The organism is Psychrobacter sp. P11F6, assembly GCF_001435295.1.
In the GTDB taxonomy this organism is placed as follows: Bacteria; Pseudomonadota; Gammaproteobacteria; order Pseudomonadales; family Moraxellaceae; genus Psychrobacter.
In genome coordinates this window covers 16,950-37,942 of record NZ_CM003595.1, presented here as the reverse complement: position 1 = coordinate 37,942, position 20,993 = coordinate 16,950, and the positions used below count along the sequence as shown (strand labels likewise).

Here is a 20,993-nt window from a genome sequence, read left to right as displayed (position 1 = left end):
GCAGCAGATTTCGGGGGTGGGTTCTAATAATAAAAATTCCACCGCCACAGTAAACTGCAACCGCATTAGAGTAAATAAGGTTAGACCGTATGTTGATTACAGAATTGGGCTATTTTGCCTTGCTTACCGCTTTTGTATTGGCGTTATTGCAGGTAATTCTGCCAACTATTGGTGTTATTCATAACCAAGTTGCTTGGCAACGACTAGCCCCTAGCTTAGCTTGGGCACAGTTTGCCGCCATGATAACGTCATTTGGCGCTTTGATAGCAGGTTTTTATTATAATGATTTTAGCCTCAGTTACGTCGCGCAGCATTCCAATACGCTGTTGCCTTGGTACTATAAGTTATCGGCGACATGGGGCGGACACGAGGGCTCTTTGCTGCTATGGATGACCATCATGGCCACATGGTGTGCACTGGTATCATACTTTAGTCGCGGCTTGCCGTTATCAATGCGTGCGCGGGTATTAGTTATTTTGGCCGGTGTACAGTTAATGATGCTAACGATGCTGATATTTACCTCGTCACCGTTTGAGCGTACCTTACCCAATCTAGCGGTCGATGGCGCTGATTTAAATCCTGTCCTACAAGATTTCGGTCTGATTATTCATCCGCCCATGTTATATATGGGCTATGTGGGTATGGTAGTACCTTTTGCATTTTGTATGGCGGCATTGTGGGAAGGGCGTTTAGATGCTGCTTGGACACGCTGGTCACGTCCATGGGCGCTCGCGGCTTGGGGGTTTTTGACCATTGGTATTGCACTGGGCTCGTGGTGGGCCTACTACGAGCTTGGCTGGGGCGGTTGGTGGTTTTGGGATCCGGTAGAGAATGCCTCGTTTATGCCTTGGCTTGTCGGCTTAGCATTGCTGCATTCATTAGCAGTCACTGAAAAGCGCGGGGTGTTTAAAGCATGGACCATTATGCTGGCTATTTTCGCCTTTGCCTTAAGCTTGCTTGGCACGTTCCTGGTACGCTCTGGAGTCCTTACCTCAGTGCATTCGTTTGCCGCTGATCCGACGCGTGGTTTGGTTATCTTAGCTATTCTTGGCATTATCATCGGTAGTGGTCTATTAATGTTTGCCGTTCGAGGTTGGCGTTTAACCGTTGAAAGTCAATATCAGCTGATTTCACGTGAGTCCTTTTTAGTGATCAACAACGCCATCATTTTGATTGCAACCTTAGTGGTGCTGCTCGGCACCCTTTACCCTATTATCGCTGATGCCTTTGGTTTAGGACAAGTGTCCGTTGGCCCTCCTTATTTTAATGCATTATTTGTACCTTTAACGTGGCTGTTATTAATAGCTATGGGTATGGGCTCAAATATTCGCTGGAAAAAAGACACCCGTCCACTACTGGGTATAGGCATGGTCATCGCCGTTAGTAGCTTAGTATTAGCTGCCATTATTACTTACTTTGTTAATCCATCGTCTATGCTTAATATTGGTGTGACTTTAGCCGTTAGCTTTTGGGCACTGCTATGGATGGCAGTTGATTTTAAAGATAAAACTAAGAATGCGCCTAATCTTTTTAACGGTTTGCGGCAGTTGCGTCTGAGCTATTGGGGTCAACAGACTGCTCATATTGGCGTATTGGTTGCTGTCATTGGCATAGCCTTTACTAGTAGCCTGAGTATTGAGCGTGACGTAGCAATGGGTATTGGCGATACAGTCAATGTTCAAGGTTACGATTTTGAAGTAACTGAATTTTTTGAAATAAAGGGGAGTAACTTTGATGCAACGCAAGCTGAGGTTGTAGTGACTAAGAATGGCCAAGAAGTGGCAACGCTATATCCTGAAAAACGTACGTATATTATCAGCACTATGCCAACAACTGAGGCCGCTATTGACCCCAATCTTATGCGCGATGTTTATGTCGCACTGGGCGAACCTATTGCCGATGGTAGTAACCAATGGGCATTAAGGATTTATGTAAAACCATTAATTCGCTGGATTTGGTTAGGGGCAATTATCATGGCTCTAGGTGGATTAATTAGCATGCTTGATAAACGATACCGCATCAAAAAAGTTAAAGCTCCATTGCTAGTTACTGGTGATCTGGCTACTGATGGAGTCAATGAGGTAGCTATTGAACAGGCAATCTCAGCATCGACGATGTCGACACTAAAGGAGAAATAAATGACTATGTCGAATAATACTCCTGAGCAAAAAGATAGCCAAAACAGTAAGCAGCGTAACCCAAAGACAATGAAAAAAAAGCAGACGAAGCTATGGTTCTTAATTCCGCTTATCCTCTTTTTTGGTTTGGTAGTTATATTGTACATGCGCTTAGGTAAACCAACAGACATTGTGACCAATACCGCTCTTGAGCGTCCGGTTCCTACCTTTGAGCTGCCGTTATTAGCAGATACTACCCGTACTATCACCAATGATAATTTGCCGGATAAGCCGTTTTTACTTAATGTTTGGGGCTCATGGTGCCCAACTTGCGTTATTGAGCATCCGTTTTTAATGCAACTAGAAGAGCGCGGCGTTGATATCGTTGGTGTGAATTATAAGGATGAGATTGGTAATGCGCTCAGTTACTTAAACCGAGGCGGTGATCCATTTTCTATGTCTATTCAGGATTCATTGGGTCAGTTTGCTCTAGACTTAGGCATAACTGGTGCGCCCGAAACCTTTGTTGTGGATGGAGATGGCATCATTCGTCAGCATATTGTTGGTGAGGTTAATGAAGCCAATTGGCAACAGCGTGTTAAGCCGTGCCTGACCGTACTTAATGAGGCTAATAAGAACAACGATAGTCCTGATCTCATTCAGGTTGAGGAGATGTGCAAATGAACGTTATTCGAATAAGAGCTCCTCAACTAAAACCCAATATAGTTTTAAAACTAGCAAGCTTAATACTAGCGTGTCTGCTTAACATGACGGCAAACGCAGCTATTGACGTATACGATTTTGACTCACCACAGCAAGAAGCTCAGTATCGTGGATTAATAGAAGAGTTTCGCTGCCCAAAATGCCAAAATCAAAACCTTGCAGCCTCTGATGCACCGATTGCACAGGATCTAAAGCAAAAAGTCTATGATTTAATTAAAGATAGACGTAGTGATGCTGAAATACGCGTCTATATGCAAGAGCGCTACGGTGACTTTATTAGCTACAAGCCGCCTATGCGACCATCAACATGGATCCTATGGTTTTTTCCACCACTATTATTGCTCGTCTTAATTATTGGTTGGTTTTGGCAAAGTAAGCGTCGCCAAGTTGTTGCCCGTGGTCAAAGCGGCGTCACAGTGAACAGTACTGCTGCCTTGACCTCTACGGAAAAGGCTGAGCTTGATCGTCTATTATCGCAAGCTGAGAGTGTCGACCACGACATTACTAGCCTAGAGGACAAAAAATGACTCTATTTTCTACTTTTGGCTTATTTGTAACTCTAAGCTTGCTGATTGCTCTTATATTTGCGCTGATTGCTATTATGCCATGGCTACGAGCACCGCGTTTGCAGTCCAAACCAATAGACAATCAACTGCTAGATATTAATGTTGCAGTATTTCGCGAACGTTTAGCTGAGCTACAAACAGATAAAGACAGCGGTACTATTAATAATAGCCATTATCAAAATCAAAAGCTGGAGCTTGAGCGTCAGCTATTAGATGCGCAGCGTCAGATAACACCTATGGTCACCCCTGATGTCAAAAGCCGTTTAATTGTCGCAGCTTGGATCCCAATATTGGCTGCAATGGCGTATTTACTAATAGGCAATCGTACGCCCGTGTTTGATTTGTGGACAGCTGAGGACAAAGTAGGACAAGTGGCTGACGACCTATTGACAGCTAAAATTGACAAGCCGCCATCATGGGCGTTTGAAGATGGTCGTCAACTGATTAGCGCCATGCAAACCAATGTTCATCGTAATGCTGATGATCCTAATCGCTGGATGCGCCTATCCGAGCTTTTCTTATCTATGGAGGCAACTGATTCTGCGCTGGAAGCCTTATCTCGTGCCTATCGTTTAGCTCCTGAAAATGAAGAAATCGCCACCACTTATGCTCAGACTAGCTTTTTCGTTAATGAAGGTCAGTTAGACGCCAATATTCGCCGTGTATTACAAGCTATATTAGCTAAGAATCCGCAGCATGAACGGGCTCAAATGCTCATGGCAATGGGTGAGACTCGTAGTAGTAACTTTGCCCAAGCGCAAGGTTGGATTAAACGCTTACAAGGCAGCATTGTGGCCAAACCAGGTGATCATACTAAAGCTTTAGCAAGCTTAGATGAGTTAAGCAACTACGTTAGCACGCAAGAAAAGCAAGCGCTAGAAGGTATTGACGTGACAGTGAAAATTAACGCTAATTTATTACCGTTAGTGAAAGCTGATGATGTGTTGTTTGTTGCGATACGTGACGTTAAAGGAGGTCCACCGTTTGCCGCCAAACGTTTACCCATTAGTGTTATTGAGCAAGGTGAGGCCAGTATCCGCTTAAGCAATCTTGATGCGATGATGCCAGATCGCACGTTAAATTCAGCTCGTAGTGACAAAACTCAGTTAGCAGTCGTTGCTCGTATTAGTCATAGCGGTAATGCCATAGCAGAGTCAGGCGACTTATCGGGTAATCCGATAGTGATTAGTGCTGAACAGACTCAGGTTAATATTGAAATCAATCAACAGATTCCCTAATAAAAAATTATTACCGTAAGTTTCATAATACCAGAGCGGTAAGTGGAGCCGTTTTTAAAAGTGGCGCTATTAATAGTCGTATACTAAAAACATATACGTTTAACATTGTTCATTGTATAAACACAGATAAAGAAAACAACTATGACTGAATCTACCGACAGATTAGATAGTACTAAATTGAATAGCGTTGAATCGGCTAGTACTAATATTGCTGACAATAAAGTACCTATAGCTGTGAGTAGTACTCATCAATCAATTGACTCTAAAACCATGAATCATACGCCTAAAGCTATGTACGTAACCTCAGGCAACTCGATAACACCTAAAGGTAAGTTGAATAAAATGCCAAAAATGGTTGCCAATGGCAGTCGCGCTTTTATCTGGTATTTGTTGGCGATAATGGTATTAATACTTGATCAATGGACTAAGTGGTTGGCCCAAACCAAATTAGCGTTCAATGACCCCGTACCGGTCATTGAACCATTTCTCAACTGGACACTCGCTTATAACTATGGGGCAGCATTTAGCTTTTTAGCCGACGCTGGCGGTTGGCAGAAATGGTTTTTCTCAGGCTTAGCTTTTGTAATGGCTATCTTTTTAACGGTTTATTTAATCAAAGCGCCACGTGCAGCCAAGCTATTGTCCATGGGGTTAGCCTTAATGCTCGGTGGTGCGATTGGCAACTTAATCGATCGTTTAAGAATTGGTAAAGTGGTTGACTTTATCCATGTGCATTATGCTGATGTCTGGAATTATCCTATTTTCAATGTTGCAGATATAGGTGTCTGTGTCGGTGTCGCATTGATTATAATTGACATGATATTTTTAGAAAGTAAGCGTAATAAATAAGCACATTGATGCCGATTATCACAAACAAAATGAACTAGCGTCGTAGTCACTCTATACGGAAAAATACTTTTTATACTTGAGTATGTTTATAAAATGTGAACTGGAAGGTAATGTATGACTGGTATAGGTACTCACTCATTTTAGGTCTTAAAACCCAATACTTAAAAGCTCTGCGTAGAGCCATTATTATAGAGACATTGAATAATCCATAAATTCTTTATTGATAATAACAAAAGGAAAATATAGTGTCACAGGCTCAGCCAACTATTGAAAAAATTCACAGCCTTAGAAAAAAACAAGAGACCGCGTTAAAAAGTCTTACCCTTATAGGCTACCTAGAAGGCACCTCTTTCTTATTATTGCTCTTCATCGCCATGCCACTAAAATATATGCTGGATATTCCAGAAGGTGTGAAATACATCGGTATGGCACACGGTATTTTGTTTATTACCTATATCATAATACTTATAGGCTCAGCTATCAAAATGAAAATGCCTCTTTGGGCAATACCTGCGGGCGTACTCGGCTCACTCTTACCTTTTGGCCCATTTATATTCGATCATTTACTAAAAAATAACTTACAGAAAAGTGTAAGTAAAGAAGCCTAGAACAAGCTCTGCTACAAATGATACAAATGATACAAACGTATATTATTACTCAAGATTATTTTTCCTAACTAAATTACAAGCCGCCATCACTCATCATGGCGACAAATGAATAATATTGAGCAGAAATTAATCACAATAAAACTTTGATTCAGACCCAGTATGAATAGTCTTACACTCTAGTTACTTTTCCAACTTATCTTACATACTATCGACAAACCCGTCTTGTTTAAAAGCTAAACAGGTTTTGTCATCCGCGATGGATTTCCTGTTATCGTAGGGTATACCCCAAGGAAACCAGTTATTTTACCTTTCAAACCTATTAACAGACTACTTAAAGCAGACTGTTAGCATGGAACCATCTATAACAGACTTTTGAATTATAAGACTGGCTGCTGTGCTTTTTTCCTATCATTAGCCTATACCCAAAACATAAAACCTTTAAATGATAATCTATCTATCATTAGACTTTTTTATATTATTAAATGATAGTAATATCTTGTTATTATCAATGAGCACTAATTATTAAGTCTAAATAATAGAGGTGGGTTATGACTGTTCGTATTTATGTGAGAGCCAGCACTAAGGATCAAGACGCTACCAGAGCATTGGCTGATTTGGTGGCTTTCAGTACAAGTTATGATGATAACCATGTTGAGTACGTCGAGCATTTCAGTGGTACAAAGCTCGATAGACCATTATTAGCCAAGCTGCTAAAGGACGCTGAGCAAGGCGATATTCTACTGGTTGAAAGCGTGGATAGATTAAGCCGATTATCTCAAGATGATTTTGCAATTCTAAAGCAGCGTATCAAAGACAAAGGCTTGCGATTGGTGGTGGCTGATCTACCAACGACGCATACAGTTAATAATGGCATGACAGGTGAGATCCTAACAGTGATTAACCATATGCTGATCGACTTATTAGCAACGATGGCAAAGCTTGATAACGACAAGCGTAGAGAGCGTATCAAGCAGGGATTGGCTAACAGTGGCTATAAGCCCTCCGGTAAGAAGCCTAATACAACGAAACACAATCGTATTAGAGAATTAGACAGTCAAGGCAATATGACAAAAGAGGAAATCGCTAAGGCAGTTGGTGTTGGCGTAGCTACTGTTTACCGGGTGTTAAAGCCAGGCTCATAGCTGAGGTATTTTATTTTATTTTTGTCCATAAACAGCTGATATATAAGGCTTTACACGCGAGGCAAGAAGGCTTTATTTGCAGAAATAGGTACTCTATTACTACGTAGCTGTGTTAAGAACGGTGTATTTTCATCATTCAATTTCGTTCAATTATGCCCACTTAAAACGCCCTTCGATCTTTATCTAAAGACATCACAGCGTCATATAAAAATCGATTTAATGCAATGAGGCTTCATTATAATCATTATATTGCATTCATAATCGCTTTTCTGCAAAATGGCTTATCTATAATCGCTTGAGCCCCTCATGATGAATACCCCTACTTCAGACCCTATTGGCGCAGCATGGCTTATCCGTTATGCCAGCATCGAGCTGGTTTCGCCTTTATATGTCAGCAGTAGTATCGGTGGGCGCAGGCAAACCTATAAAGACGGTGATGTCATCCATAATGCTTATCAGGAAACCGCGCGTCCACTGGACACGATCATTGCGCACTTACAGTTTCACATGCGTCATGAAGTACTGAATTTGGAGTTACTGGCTCGTCTGTTTGAGCAGATAGGGGCTAATGACGTACAAGCATGGGTAAACGCTGAGCCCACAGGCAGCTATGCCCGTAGAATGGCTTTCTTGTATGAATGGCTCATGGGTCAGCAGTTAGCAGTACCGAGTAATTTAGGCGGTAACTATGTGGATGCTCTAGATGCTAAGAAGCAGGTTACTTCAAGCCCTGCGCATGTCATAAAGAATGCTCGTTGGCGTATCAATGACAATCTTGCAGGAACCCGTCATTTCTGTCCTCAATTGGTGAAAACAGAGTTGTTTACGCAAGCCGCTGCACTCGATATTGCCACAATGGTTGACAAGCTGAACGATGAATTTGGGCAAGACTTACTGATGCGTGCCTCCGTATGGATGACATTACGAGAGAGTAAAGCCAGTTTTACTATAGAAGGTGAAGGGAAAGAGTTAAAACGTATTGAACGTTTCGCCGATGTGATGGCACGGCGTACCGGCAAGGGCGATATTCCGCTTGATCCTGAGTCGCTAGCAGAGTTGCAACAAGAGATACTTGGTAGCAAAACGGTCATCCAGCAGTATGGCGTCCGTCAATCTCCAGTTTTTGTGTCGCATACCCAGGTGAATGGCTTTAAAGAAATTGTGCATTATATCGCGCCACCTGCTGATGACATTGCTAATAAGCTAGCAGGATTACAGGTATTTATGGAGAAGACTGAGGGACAATCAGCACTGATGCGTAGTGCTGTTGTCTCCTTTGCCTTTGTGTATATTCATCCATTAGCGGATGGCAATGGCCGCGTACATCGCTTTTTAATTAATGATGTCCTTAGACGAGACCAAGTCATTCATGAGCCGATTATCCTACCTATATCACAAGCCATTGCTGAGCATCCCTCAGACCGTCATGCCTATGATAAAATCTTAGACCGTGTCTCTGTGCCCCTTATGAAGCAAATCCGTGATCATTACAGCTTTGATAAACAAGCGATTACTTACCCTGATGGTATTCGCTCAAACTTAAATTTTGAAGACAGTCACCTTATTCAACCGGCATGGCGCTTTATGGACCTGACGCCTCATGTTCAGTACTTATCAGGACTGATTGCGCATGTTATTGAAAAAGAGATGCATAACGAGTCACAGTACCTAAGACAACATGACCATGCACGACTGGCGATAAAAGAGATTATTGAGATGCCCAACAGCTATGCCGATAGAATCATTCGCAGCATGCTACAAAATAAAGGTGCTAAAAGTAATAAGCTACTTAAGGATTATCCGTTTTTGGCAAATGAGGCAGTTTGGGATGACATTTTTGCTGTCGTTGTAGAAACCTTTAAAGATGAGACAGATGATTTGAATAGGTAGGGGAAACCCTGCTATACGCAGGGAAGCCTACTTTGATAATCAATCTGGTATAAATATCATCGTTGCGATGATGATTCGGCTATAAGAGATTCGGCTGAAATACCATAGCCTAAAACGTAATCAATATTTTTCTTGACCCTATTTACGCTAATAAACTACTTAAAACAGACTGTATAAAAGGAACTGCTGATAACAGACCATTGTAATTTGACAAGCCTTGATACAGATAGTCAAAATGATTTTGAGTATTTGAGTATTTGAGTATTTGAGTATTTGAGTATTTGAGTATTTGAGTATTACTTCGCTTCTTTAGTTATGATAACCCCAGTTCGGGATAAGCGCTCAAAAAAAAGATAAAAAAAGAAGTCCAAAGTTGCTAAAGTAAGTTTACCAAGACAAACTTCACAACAAGGACTTCTTACATGGACAACCTAACCGAACTATACTGCCATATTGACGACTTTTATTAGCAATTCAAACCTGAGTTTGACGCTCACTTAATCGCAACGGGACACCAAAGGTTAAGAGCATGCCAGATAAGTGTAGCAGAGATTATGACCATCTTGGTACTGTTTCATCAACGGCGGTATCGACAGTTTAAGTCTTTTTACTACCACCATATGCATGGCATGATGAAACAGGAGTTTCCAAACCTGCCGAGCTACTCACGATTTATAAAGCTTATGCCGCGCAGTATCATGCCACTGTGTGCCTACTTGCAAAGCATGATGGGCGACTGTACAGGTATCAGCTATATTGATTCAACCAAGATAGCAGTTTGTCATAACAAACGTATCTACCGTCATAAAGTCTTTAAGGGACTTGCAACCCGAGGCAAAAGCAGCATGGGCTGGTTTTACGGCTTTAAGCTGCACGCCATTATCAATCACAAGGGCGAGCTTGTATCTGTTAAAGTCACTGCGGGTAATACGGATGACAGAGTGCCTGTTAAGGATATGGCAACGCCTGTGTTTGGCAAGGTGTTTGGGGATAGAGGCTATATCAGTAAAGCACTGAACGAGTGGCTCACAAAACACAGTGATACTAGGCTGATAACGAAACTTCGGCGTAATATGAAACCGCAAGTACTCAAGCCGATAGATGAGGCGCTACTCAATCATCGCTCTTTGGTTGAGACGGTGTTTGGGGAGCTGAAAAACTTGTGTCAGATTGAGCATTCACGCCATCGTAGTGTCACGGGTTTTATTACAAACTTGCTGTCAGGTTTGATTGCTTATCGCTGGTTTCCCTATAAACCCACCATCAAAAACATGCCTCAGCAAGGGCAGGTGGCTACATTGTAAATAGTATCAATGAGTTACAATGTGGCTTATCCCGAACTGGGGTTAGGTAAGAAGAATATTGAATTAGTTAACCGGACTTATAACAGCCTAATGCCATCTAAATAAGACCTAGACGATCACACATGAAAGACAGGCGCGAATCCACCGCCTGGCGTACGGAAGTTAGTCACCTGACCTTGATACACACGCGCAGCAGGTAGTAACAGTTTTCCGCCATACGTATAAAGACGTATATCTACCTTTCTTGTTGTTACGATGTCATCAATTTTGAGTGATCTCTCTCCTGCAGGGACAAAGGTCTGTGCGATATAATCTTCATCCAGAATGTTTTCGAAGACGCGTCGAGTCAGTTTGCTACCGCGATAAACGCCTTTGCTTCCATGACCAGCAACTGGCTTAAAAAACAGTTGCCGCCGAGTAAGCCACAACTCTGCTGCATCGTCTCTTGATACAATCTTAGTCCTCGGTACAGACCTTTCGAGGCACTCCACTGCAGCCTCATCCAGACCCCAAGAGCGCAATATTTGGGAGTCTGATAGCAATGTCAGGTTTTGCTTATTGGCCAACATAGCATGTACGCGGGGATTGGGTGTCACTACCACAGCACCCTCTAAATAAGCCTGCTTAAGCAATACATGGTCAGGGTCCTCAAATGCAAAGTCGACAAGCCGATTGTAAATCATATCGATTTTCTGGCCATGGGCTGTTAACGTACCGTCGATATACTCGAGTTCAGAGGGATCAAGTATCACAGTATCAATACCTCTAGCTTGGAGCAGTTGACAGGCTAACTCAAACTCTAAGAACATGAACTGACTCTCGGGGTCATTGTCCACAATGGCTATCCGATTGGGCATAGCAACAGCGGACTGTCGCTGCCATTCCTGTTTGAACATGTCAAACACTGCTTCCTCGAACCTATCTAGCATTTGATTGGTTGCAGCGCTTTGCTCTGAGGGGTTGCAACAGCGTTTTTGTGCGCGAGCGAGCAACACATTCAGAAATGCGCCACCGGCATTAGTATTGACCTCGATGAGCTGAGGTCCATCGCTACCCAAGTGAAAGTCATAACCCATGAGGGCCCCTATTGGGCCTGGGTCGAAAGCAGCTATTTCTGGTGCCCACGACAGCACTTGCTCTTGATACAATGGCAGTTCGGCAGCTGACTCGATAGCCCTGACGATTCGCTCCATCGCCTCTATCTCTGTTTTGGGAACGAACACGGGTGTTGCTGAAAAAAGCTTATTAAGCTCGTTCGCTCCTATTGGATTGTTTCTAGTTTCTACCAATTGATCTTGAAGGCTTGTATTAAGCGCTTTACGATCAAGGGTAATGCAGTAGCACTCTTGGTTAAGTCGATTTGCAAGACCGTCATTTTTTTCGTTGTTATTAGTTGGGTGTTCCATTTAGAGTCCGTCGCTAAGTAGAGTACTCACGCTGACATACTCTAGTAAAAAGTAAAAAGTAAAAAGTAAAAAAGGTTCTTGGCGTATTTAAGTAGTGCTAGCTACTTTCTAATGTTTCATTCCCTGAGACTAAATCATTATTTCGTTCATTTTTAATTAATATCTTTGCTAAGAGTAAACCCAGCTCAAATAATAGCCACATAGGAATCGCCAACAACAGCATTGATACACCATCAGGCGGTGTCACTACCGCGGCGATCCCAAAACAGCCGACTATGATATAACGACGCTTATCTTCTAAAATTTGAGTAGAAACGATTCCGGCCATTATCAGCAATAAGGTAACCACTGGAATCTCAAAAGTCAGTCCAAACACCATAAATAGCTTGAGGGCAAAGCTCAGATAACTGTCAATATCGGTCATTGGTATAACGTTCTGCGGAGCGAACATAATAAAAAATTTCAATACCCCTTTGAGTACGACAAAGTAGGAAAAAGCAACACCAGCATAAAATAGAAATATCGAAGATAGCAGTACAGGAATGGCAATTTTCTTCTCTTTTTTATATAAGCCGGAAGCTACAAATGACCAAATTTGATACAGGATATAAGGCATTGCTAAAAATGCGGCGACGAATATCGTTAAGCGAATGGGTGCCATAAAGTTTGACGTTATATCAGTGGCAATCATGGTCGAATTGATGGGTAACTGCGCCACTAATGGGTCTGATAAAAGATTATAAAGCTCGCGTGAAAATCCCACCAATACTAAGAATATAATTAAGACGACCACGCATATTCTTATTAAGTGCGTACGCAGCTCGATTAAATGTCCGGTAATAGGCATATCGCCAAGCGTACCTAACGTATCTCCAGACTCACTATTCTGTGTTGTATCTGTTGGCGCCTCAAACTCTATATCTGTTATTTTTTCTTGTCGACTTTTTTGCCGTTTAAATAGGCTCACTGATCCGCCTCCTGTTTAATGAACGAGGAGGTAGTATTCTGTTGATGGTCTTTATCATAAGGGGTGATTGACTGATGTGAAGCGTCTAGGCTTTGGTTCTGTGACTGCTCAAACTTTTGCATACTGCCACGCATTTCTGCTAATTCGCGCTTCATATCCGACTCGGTCTGACGGATTTTCGCAAGTTCATTTTGCATTTGTTGACGTGTTTCAGCTAGATCAAGCTCAGCTTCTATTTCAGATTGTAGAGTGGATACTGTACGGCGCAGTTTGGCATACCATTGCCCAGCGGTACGTGCGGCTTGCGGCAGTTTTTCTGGGCCCAATACGATTAAAGCAATGACGCCAAACAAGAGTAATTCGGAAAACCCAATATCAAACATAACAGTCACATATATTAATAGACTACTTAGTGCCGCTATTTATAAGCGGCGCGCTTCATACTTTAGGCTGGTCATCAGTGGAAATAGGGCTGATTTCCATATCATCAGCCTGATTACCTACACGCGTATTTAAATCATTACTTGCAGCTGGCGTACTATTTTCATGGCTAAGCACATGATTTTTGCGAGCATTCTCGGGTTCTTCATCTTTGACCGCTTCTTTAAAACCCTTCACCGCACCGCCTAAATCTTTACCTGCATTTTTAAGCTTGGCAGTACCAAATACGACCACCACTACGACCAATAAAATCAGCCAATGTGTAATAGAAAAGCTGCCCATAACGGTATCCTTATATTTTGTGATCTTGTTTAGACCAGTATGTGTCAGTGTGCTTTAGAACACTTTTTACCGTACCAGAATTATAGTTTCAAACGGCGCAATCGCAGCGCGTTAGCAATCACCGAGAATGACGACAAGCTCATCGCTGCCGCTGCTATCATCGGACTGAGCAGAAGCCCAAATGTGGGATAGAGCACACCTGCGGCAATAGGAACACCAAGTGCATTGTAGATAAAGGCAAAAAACAGATTCTGTCTGATATTGCGCATGGTGGCGTGGCTAAGCTTATAAGCTTTGGCAATGCCCATTAAATCACCTTTTAGCAGGGTAATGCCCGCACTCTCCATCGCCACATCGGTACCGGTTCCCATAGCGATACCAACATTAGCTTGCGCTAGCGCTGGTGCGTCGTTGATACCATCACCCGCCATAGCGACCAATTTACCGCTGTCTTGCATTTCTTTGACGATACGGTTTTTATCCTCTGGTGAGACATCCGCATGAACTTCATCAATACCTAGTTTATTGGCGACTGCCTGCGCGGTTTTTTCGTTGTCACCGGTTAGCATCACAACTTTTAAACCTGCGTCATGAAGCAGTGAAATAGCCTCTTTAGTGCTTGGTTTAATAGGGTCAGCAACTGAAATAATACCAGCAGCTTTACCGTCTATAGCCACAAACATTACCGTTTCACCGTCTTTTCTACGGACATCAGCTTTAGTGGACAGCTCATTATCAAAACTATTTAGGCTTTCCATAAGCTTAGAGTTACCAATAGCGACTTTCTTACCATCGACCACGGCTTGTACGCCTTCGCCAGTAGTCGAATTAAAGTCAGTAGCTTTAGGAATAATGAGTGATCTTTCTTGAGCTGCTCTAACGATAGCTTCTGCTAAAGGATGCTCGCTAGCGCTTTCTACTGAGGCTACCAATGCGAGGAACTCGTCTTCATCTTGACCTACCTGCGCATCAATTGCGGTAAGCTCGGGCTTACCAGCGGTCAGTGTTCCGGTCTTGTCGACGACAATGGTATCGACTTTTTCCATACTCTCTAACGCTTCAGCATTTTTGATGAGGACGCCGTTTTGCGCGCCTTTGCCGGTACCAACCATAATGGACATCGGCGTCGCTAGACCAAGGGCACAAGGACAAGCAATAATCAGTACCGCAATCGCGTTAACCAAGGCATAGGCCATAGCGGGCTCAGGGCCGAATATCGCCCAGACAATAAAGGTAATGACGGAGCAAATAAGCACGATCGGTACGAACCACCCAGCTACCTTATCTACCAATTTCTGTATAGGTGCGCGGCTACGCTGGGCTTCAGCAACCATTTGTACAATTTTAGATAATACTGAATCTGCTCCAACATTGACCGCTTCGACTAATAGCGTTCCGGTGCCATTTACCGTACCACCAGTCACTGTATCTCCTGCTACTTTTGATACAGGGATTGGCTCACCCGTCACCATTGATTCATCAACATTACTATTACCATCGATCACTGTACCATCTACGGGTAGTTTCTCACCTGGTTTAACCCGTAGCTTATCGCCAGTGACGACCTCATCAAGCGAGACTTCGACTTCTTCACCGTTTTCATCGACACGTCTTGCGGTTGGTGGTGCGAGCTCAAGCAAAGCTCTAATCGCACCTGAAGTTTGACTTCTAGCTTTGAGCTCTAATACTTGACCCAGTAGCACCAAGGTCACAATGACCGCTGCCGCTTCATAGTAGACTCCGACTTGACCAGAGGCATCTCTGAAACTGTCTGGGAAAATATCGGGAAAAAAGGTCGCGACAATACTAAAAATATAAGCAGCGCCTACGCCTATCGCAATCAAGGTAAACATATTTAGATTGCGGCTTTTTATAGACTGCCAGCCACGGACGAAAAACGGGGCGGCGCCCCAAAGCACTACAGGGGTCGCGAGCACTAACTCAGCCCATTGTAAGATCTTTGAGGAGATACCATACTGACTAAAATTAACTACGTTTAAGTCAAACATACCGCTCATCACATATATTAATAGCGGTACAGTCAACACGGTACATATCCAAAAACGACGAGTCATGTCGTCAAGCTCTGAGGTGTCCTCTTCACCGATAGTAAGCGTTTCGGGCTCAAGCGCCATACCACATATCGGACAACCGCTATTTCTAACGTCTCTCACTTCAGGATGCATAGGACAGGTATATACCGTGCCATCGTAATCAGCAGGTACTTTATCGTATTTACCGCCTTTAACAGATTTTACTCCGCTACTATCAGTATCCTTTCCATGACAGCTAGCGTGACTATCATCTTTAGCAACTTCGTCTTCAGGTTTAAGAAACATGCCACATATTGGGCAGTCACTTTTTTCAACATCTCTTACTTCTGGATGCATAGGACAAATATAGACCGTACCGCTATAATTTTCCGGTATCTTGTCGTACTTATCGTCTTCGACAGAATTTACCTCATTACTATTATTAGCATCCGCTCCATGACAATGCGCATGACTATCTTCATGGTTGTTGGATTCAGCAACCTCGTCTTCAGGTTTAAGAAACATGCCGCATATCGGACAATCGCTCTTTTCAGTATCTCTAACCTCAGGATGCATCGGGCAGATATAAACCGTACCACTATAATTTTCTGGTACTTTATCGTACTGACCACCTTTGATAGATTTTTCATCGGCAATATGTTTCATAAAACCACTCCTTGAAGACAATAAATATTTATAATAAGTACAACTCTTAAAGCACTATCATCAATCCTCGATTGCTATTCATCTAATCATTAATCTAAAAACCTCTAAAAAATAATTTCTATACTTTTCAATTGGAATTTAGTTTTTATCACGCAAATACTTGAGCAGTGCCATGATTGTTAGTACTAGTACTGCGAAAAATAGTAGCGCAAACAACAAGCAGAGAGCCATCCAACCCCAACCCATGCCTTCCATCATAGTATTTCTCCAAGACTCATAGCACTCATATTGACAGTGGTGGGCGAGCGTATACTTTTAGATGCTTACTATCACTCAAGAATAGCAATCGACAGATATTGAACATTTCGATATAGGAATAAGAGGTTTTGAAATAAGAACAGTAAAACAAAGAGCAGTTACTGCAGTTGAAGGGGTAGGTAAAAAATCACATTAATTATCTGTGCAATCTGTCCTTTTAAGGTAAAGGTACCAGCGAAGACTATAGCGCTGATACCAGGTATCACCATTTTTTCATAATCAATTTCTTAGCTTGCCATACCTCTATATATAGCCGTCTATTCGAGCTCTTCAATAAGCGCTTGCATCTCAGCGATTTCACGCTTTTGCGCTTTAATAATATCGTCAGCGAGCTGTTGTACTCTAGGGTCTTCAATATCTGCTCTTGAGCTCGTCAAAATGGCAATCGAGTGATGAGGTATCATGGCTTGCATCCAATCGACTTGATCAACCGTTGCTTGGGAACGCACACCCCAAATACCTACAGCAAACATTACTACACTTATTCCATAAACCAGTAGATTTACCTTGGTCTTCTTATACATATTACCCATAAAGGCCAGCATAATGACGGCCATACCGGCACCCATGTAGAGCGCCATATAAGCTCGGGTCTCACTAAAATAAACATGATCCAATTGATAGGTATTAAAATACATCATGATAAACATTACAATCGTAGACGTCAGAATCATCAAAGTGAACTTCACATAAGGATTCATGCCCTGTTGATGGCTTTGATGATTCATGCTGTTTTGATCAGAAGTATTCATAATATATCTCCTATAATTTTGACAATGTTAGAACCAGAATTTAACACCGGCAGTCAAACTACTGCTATCAACCGATTCATTTTCTTGACGCCGCTGGTCACGCGCACTGCCAAGAGCCGTCTCATAGCTCACACCGACGTAAGGTGCCAGTTGACGACCTAAGGTTTCATAAGTCAGTCTAACTTCAGTCTCTAATTCATTGAATCCCTTGGTGATATGATTGTCAATATCGTCTTTACTAAAAGCTGACAGACCAACTTCCGGTATCACAACCCAGTGCTGACTCAAACGCCATTCATATTCTGCACCAAGATCAAGCCTAACTTGACCATCGGTGTAGAGATATGCTCTAGCATCTGTTTCAATAAAGTAAGGCATTGTGCCGACAATACCGGCCATAATGGCAGGCTTATCATTCTTGGTATCATAGGCGACCCCTGCTTCGCCATTCCAAAAAATACTTAGCGGCTTCCAGTAAGACAATGAGGTCAGACTATCAATGTCTTTCTCATCTTTGGTCTGAACACTACCTTCACTACGTAAAGATAGACGGCGCTCATCTAGGCCATACCAAGCACTAACCTCATAATTAATCTGATCGTCATCAAACTGATAGCCTAAATCGTCTACAGAAACGCCCCATAATGGCATATCACCCATCATCATAGGCTGACCATAGCGTCCATAGGGAACACCGTTTGAATAGTCAGGACTGCGAGCATCAGCTGGAGCTTTACCACCTTGCATACCTGACATATCCATACTGCCATGGTCCATGCCTGACATATCCATGCCACTGTGATCCATATCCGACATGCCCATACCAGACATATCCATTTTGCTATGATCCATATCCGACATGCCCATACCAGACATATCCATTTTGCTGTGATCCATATCCGACATGTCCATACCAGACATATCCATTTTGCTGTGATCCATATCCGACATGTCCATACTACTATGGTCCATATCTGACATAGTCATGTCTTTTTTAGCAGTGGCAGGGTCAGCAGCATTAGCAAATGATGATGCTAGTAATACCAATGATGATACCCCAGCGAACCGTAAACCCACTTTATGTATTTTCATCTCATCTCTCACCTATCAACCAAAGATTTGCTTAAACGACCGCCACTTCTCTGAACATACCGGCTTCCATATGATAGAGCAGATGACAATGCCATGCCCATCGACCAGCTTCTCCTGTGACATCAAAGCTAATTTTTTGAGCTGGTTGCACCATCATAGTATGCTTGCGCACCTGAAACTCACCGTTAGGCATGCGCAAATCGCTCCACATCCCATGTAAATGCATCGGATGATTCATCATCGTGTCATTGACTAAGGTAATACGCACGCGCTCACCCGGCTTGATATTGACCGGCGTGGCCTCACTGAACTTAACCCCATCAAACGCCCAAATATAGCGCTCCATGTTACCGGTTAAATGTAGCTCGATCTCTCGGGTAGGCTTGCGCTGCTCCGCAAATATTGCCTCATCGACAGAGCGTAGCTGACTATAATTCAATACCTCTCTATTAATATTGCGCAGGTTGATACCTGGATCGTCAAGGTTCATACGTGGACTGTCCACACGCATATCAGACTTAAAGTCATATTCTGTTTTAGCGTGCTTAGCTTTATAACCATTAGCACCCATAGCACCCATCATATCTGCCATGGTGAGCCATTCAATTTTGTCCATAGCAGGCGTTGCCGCACGAGCACCTTCTTTGGTGGCAAGCGTTGCTGCGACATAGCCCGAACGGTCTATGTTTTGGGCAAATATGGTATGCGCATCTTTGGTCGGGGTGACAATGACATCATAGGTCTCAGCCACGCCAATACGAAAATCATCAATAGCGACTGGTGCGACATCATTACCATCCGTTGAGACGACTGTCATTTTAAGACCGGGTATGCGTACATCAAAGATGGTTTGCGCTGAGGCATTGATAAAGCGTAATTTAACGCGCTGTCCTGCTTTGACGATTTGCGCCCAATTAGCTGCGGTCGTTTTGCCATTGATAAGGTAGGTAAATGTGTTTTCACCCGACAAGTCCGTAAAATCAGTGGGCATCATGCGCATCTGATTCCACATTTTGCGCTTATCAAACGCGGTTTTCATATCCGTTTCGGCAATATCAGCAAGCAGTTTTTTGAAGTCTGGTAGATGGTAGTTGTCAAAGTCGGCGCGCTGTTTGAGCAGCTTCAAGAGATTATGCGGGTTGCGGCTGGTCCAATCACTAAGCACGATCACATGGTCTTCGTCGATAGGATGACGCTCACGCCCTTTAGGTTCAATCACAATGGCACCCAGCATACCGGTTTGTTCTTGGAACCCACTGTGTGAGTGATACCAATAAGTGCCTGATTGTTTTAATTTGAATTTATAAGTAAAGGTGCTGTTCGCAGGAATGCCATCAAAGCTAATGCCCGGCACCCCATCCATCTCAAACGGTACTAGTAGTCCATGCCAATGGATAGAGGTTGATTCATCCATCTGATTATGAACACGTATCACCACCGTATCGCCTTCACGCATTTTTAGCGTCGGTGCTGGTAGTGAATCATTGATGAGCGTCGCCATGCTCTTTTTGCCGTTCACAATAGCGGACTGTTTACTGACGTATAAATCAAACTCTTTCCCTGTCAATACAGGTACTTTATGAACGTTTTGATCACTATTAATAGTAGCGCCCTGACTGCCTGAGCGACTCGATTGTCCCAATGCGCTACTAGCAATAGTCGGCATCAAGGAGGCACCAAGGACAGCAGAGGATCCGGTTAAAAAACGTCGGCGGTTCAGTATGTTCTTTTTATTCATAATGATAACCTGATTTAATTTGAGAGATGGTGGTTAAGCTTATAGTTATAATATTTTCGATATTTAACAGAATCTATTCACATCTAAGCCAACACTACAGCTGCTGCTGAGGAGACTCAATAGCAGCATAGACTTCTGTGGTGCCGTCTTTATTAAGCTGCATTACCTTATAAGGCATGAATTTACCTTCATACTCCATACCGGGGCTACCAACCGGCATACTCGGTACGGCAAGTCCAATAGCTTGTGCAGGAGGATTTGCTAAGAATTCAGCCATGTGTTTAGCAGGGACATGCCCTTCAAAGACAAAACCGTCGGTGGTAACGGTGGTATGACAAGAGCGCATTTGCTGTGGTACGCCATAACGCTCCTTAAATAAGGATAGATCTTCCACATCGTGCGTGGTTGCACTTAATCCATTGTTTTTTGCATAGCCTACCCATTCTTTACAGCAGCCGCAGTTGGCATCTTTATAAACCGTGGCTGAGACGTTTTTGAGTAATGATGACGAGCTGTTAACGGGAGCATTTGTAGGAGCAGAACTTTCATTTTGTACTTGTGCATTCTGGGTAGCAGACTGTTCAACCTTTACTGGTTGAGAATCAGAGCCACTGGTATTAGATTGGCTGCAAGCGGCTAGCGTTAACGAGAGTGACGATGTCACCACCAATAAAAGGACACGACCGGATAACCAGCTATGTCCATTAGAAAGCACATGTGTGTAATGTCTCATTAAATTACTCCTAAACGTCTATTGTTATGCTCGATATTCTAAAAACTTACACCCTATATTTGAATTCTTATGTACTTAACTAAAAACATTAAATGCAGCACTGTTCAGTACTGCATTATTAATAGCGA

At 42.9% G+C, this 20,993-nt stretch carries 17 protein-coding genes and 1 pseudogene; 9 read left to right on the top strand and 9 right to left on the bottom strand.

The features are described 5' to 3' along the window. The first annotated feature begins 89 nt into the window (after positions 1-89). From AK822_RS14535 to AK822_RS14495, 9 genes and pseudogenes are all read left to right on the top strand, one after another. The gene (locus AK822_RS14535; protein WP_060492338.1) at positions 90-2,138 is read left to right on the top strand and encodes a heme lyase CcmF/NrfE family subunit; all 2,049 of its coding nucleotides are present in this window, start codon (positions 90-92) and stop codon (positions 2,136-2,138) included. Continuing rightward, positions 2,139-2,801: a DsbE family thiol:disulfide interchange protein gene (locus AK822_RS14530; protein WP_082638013.1), complete on the top strand. Its 663-nt coding sequence runs from the start codon at positions 2,139-2,141 to the stop codon at positions 2,799-2,801. It abuts the gene before it with no gap. Positions 2,802-2,884: 83 nt separating this feature from the next. Beyond that, positions 2,885-3,367 carry a cytochrome c-type biogenesis protein gene (locus AK822_RS14525; RefSeq protein ID WP_020443538.1) on the top strand — a complete coding sequence of 161 codons (483 nt, stop codon included), beginning with the start codon at positions 2,885-2,887 and terminating at the stop codon, positions 3,365-3,367. Continuing rightward, positions 3,364-4,644, top strand: a complete 1,281-nt coding sequence (ccmI, locus tag AK822_RS14520) for a c-type cytochrome biogenesis protein CcmI (protein WP_045448072.1) — start codon at positions 3,364-3,366, stop codon at positions 4,642-4,644. Before AK822_RS14525 ends, ccmI begins: the two co-directional genes overlap by 4 nt. Positions 4,645-4,785: 141 nt before the next feature. After that, on the top strand, positions 4,786-5,493 hold the full coding sequence (gene lspA, locus AK822_RS14515; protein WP_045448075.1) for a signal peptidase II: 708 nt from the start codon (positions 4,786-4,788) through the stop codon (positions 5,491-5,493). A 245-nt stretch (positions 5,494-5,738) separates the two neighbouring features. Beyond that, on the top strand, positions 5,739-6,101 hold the full coding sequence (locus AK822_RS14510; RefSeq protein WP_087813587.1) for a DUF3817 domain-containing protein: 363 nt from the start codon (positions 5,739-5,741) through the stop codon (positions 6,099-6,101). A 548-nt stretch (positions 6,102-6,649) separates the two neighbouring features. After that, complete coding sequence (locus AK822_RS14505; protein WP_011959997.1) at positions 6,650-7,243, top strand: recombinase family protein; 594 nt, start codon at positions 6,650-6,652, stop codon at positions 7,241-7,243. A 306-nt stretch (positions 7,244-7,549) separates the two neighbouring features. Then, a complete protein-coding gene (locus AK822_RS14500; protein WP_087945737.1) occupies positions 7,550-9,133 on the top strand; it encodes a Fic family protein in 1,584 nt (527 codons plus the stop codon). A gap of 422 nt (positions 9,134-9,555) precedes the next feature. Beyond that, a pseudogene (locus AK822_RS14495) lies at positions 9,556-10,437 on the top strand (IS982 family transposase). 116 nt (positions 10,438-10,553) lie between these two features. On the opposite strand, the gene AK822_RS14490 reads toward AK822_RS14495, so the two are convergent. The 9 genes from AK822_RS14490 to AK822_RS14450 all read right to left on the bottom strand — a co-directional run bounded on the left by AK822_RS14490 (position 10,554) and on the right by AK822_RS14450 (position 20,865). After that, a complete protein-coding gene (locus AK822_RS14490) occupies positions 10,554-11,843 on the bottom strand; it encodes an ATP-grasp domain-containing protein (protein ID WP_060492336.1) in 1,290 nt (429 codons plus the stop codon). A gap of 97 nt (positions 11,844-11,940) precedes the next feature. After that, positions 11,941-12,810, bottom strand: coding sequence for a twin-arginine translocase subunit TatC (gene tatC, locus AK822_RS14485; RefSeq protein WP_011959994.1), 870 nt, complete (start codon positions 12,808-12,810; stop codon positions 11,941-11,943). Continuing rightward, the gene (gene tatB / locus AK822_RS14480) at positions 12,807-13,193 is read right to left on the bottom strand and encodes a Sec-independent protein translocase protein TatB (RefSeq protein ID WP_036599454.1); all 387 of its coding nucleotides are present in this window, start codon (positions 13,191-13,193) and stop codon (positions 12,807-12,809) included. Before tatB ends, tatC begins: the two co-directional genes overlap by 4 nt. 55 nt (positions 13,194-13,248) lie before the next feature. Next, the gene (tatA, locus tag AK822_RS14475; RefSeq protein ID WP_011959992.1) at positions 13,249-13,533 is read right to left on the bottom strand and encodes a Sec-independent protein translocase subunit TatA; all 285 of its coding nucleotides are present in this window, start codon (positions 13,531-13,533) and stop codon (positions 13,249-13,251) included. 80 nt (positions 13,534-13,613) lie between these two features. Next, positions 13,614-16,232: a copper-transporting P-type ATPase gene (locus AK822_RS14470; RefSeq protein WP_087945736.1), complete on the bottom strand. Its 2,619-nt coding sequence runs from the start codon at positions 16,230-16,232 to the stop codon at positions 13,614-13,616. A gap of 575 nt (positions 16,233-16,807) precedes the next feature. Beyond that, a complete protein-coding gene (locus tag AK822_RS14465) occupies positions 16,808-17,302 on the bottom strand; it encodes a DUF305 domain-containing protein (protein WP_060492335.1) in 495 nt (164 codons plus the stop codon). Positions 17,303-17,329: 27 nt separating this feature from the next. Beyond that, the gene (locus AK822_RS14460; protein ID WP_045448088.1) at positions 17,330-18,394 is read right to left on the bottom strand and encodes a copper resistance protein B; all 1,065 of its coding nucleotides are present in this window, start codon (positions 18,392-18,394) and stop codon (positions 17,330-17,332) included. 31 nt (positions 18,395-18,425) lie between these two features. Then, positions 18,426-20,132: a copper resistance system multicopper oxidase gene (locus AK822_RS14455; RefSeq protein ID WP_045448091.1), complete on the bottom strand. Its 1,707-nt coding sequence runs from the start codon at positions 20,130-20,132 to the stop codon at positions 18,426-18,428. Positions 20,133-20,226: 94 nt separating this feature from the next. Next, entirely contained in the window at positions 20,227-20,865 is a 639-nt protein-coding gene (locus tag AK822_RS14450; RefSeq protein WP_011959987.1) for a DUF411 domain-containing protein, read from the bottom strand. Positions 20,866-20,993: the final 128 nt, after the last annotated feature.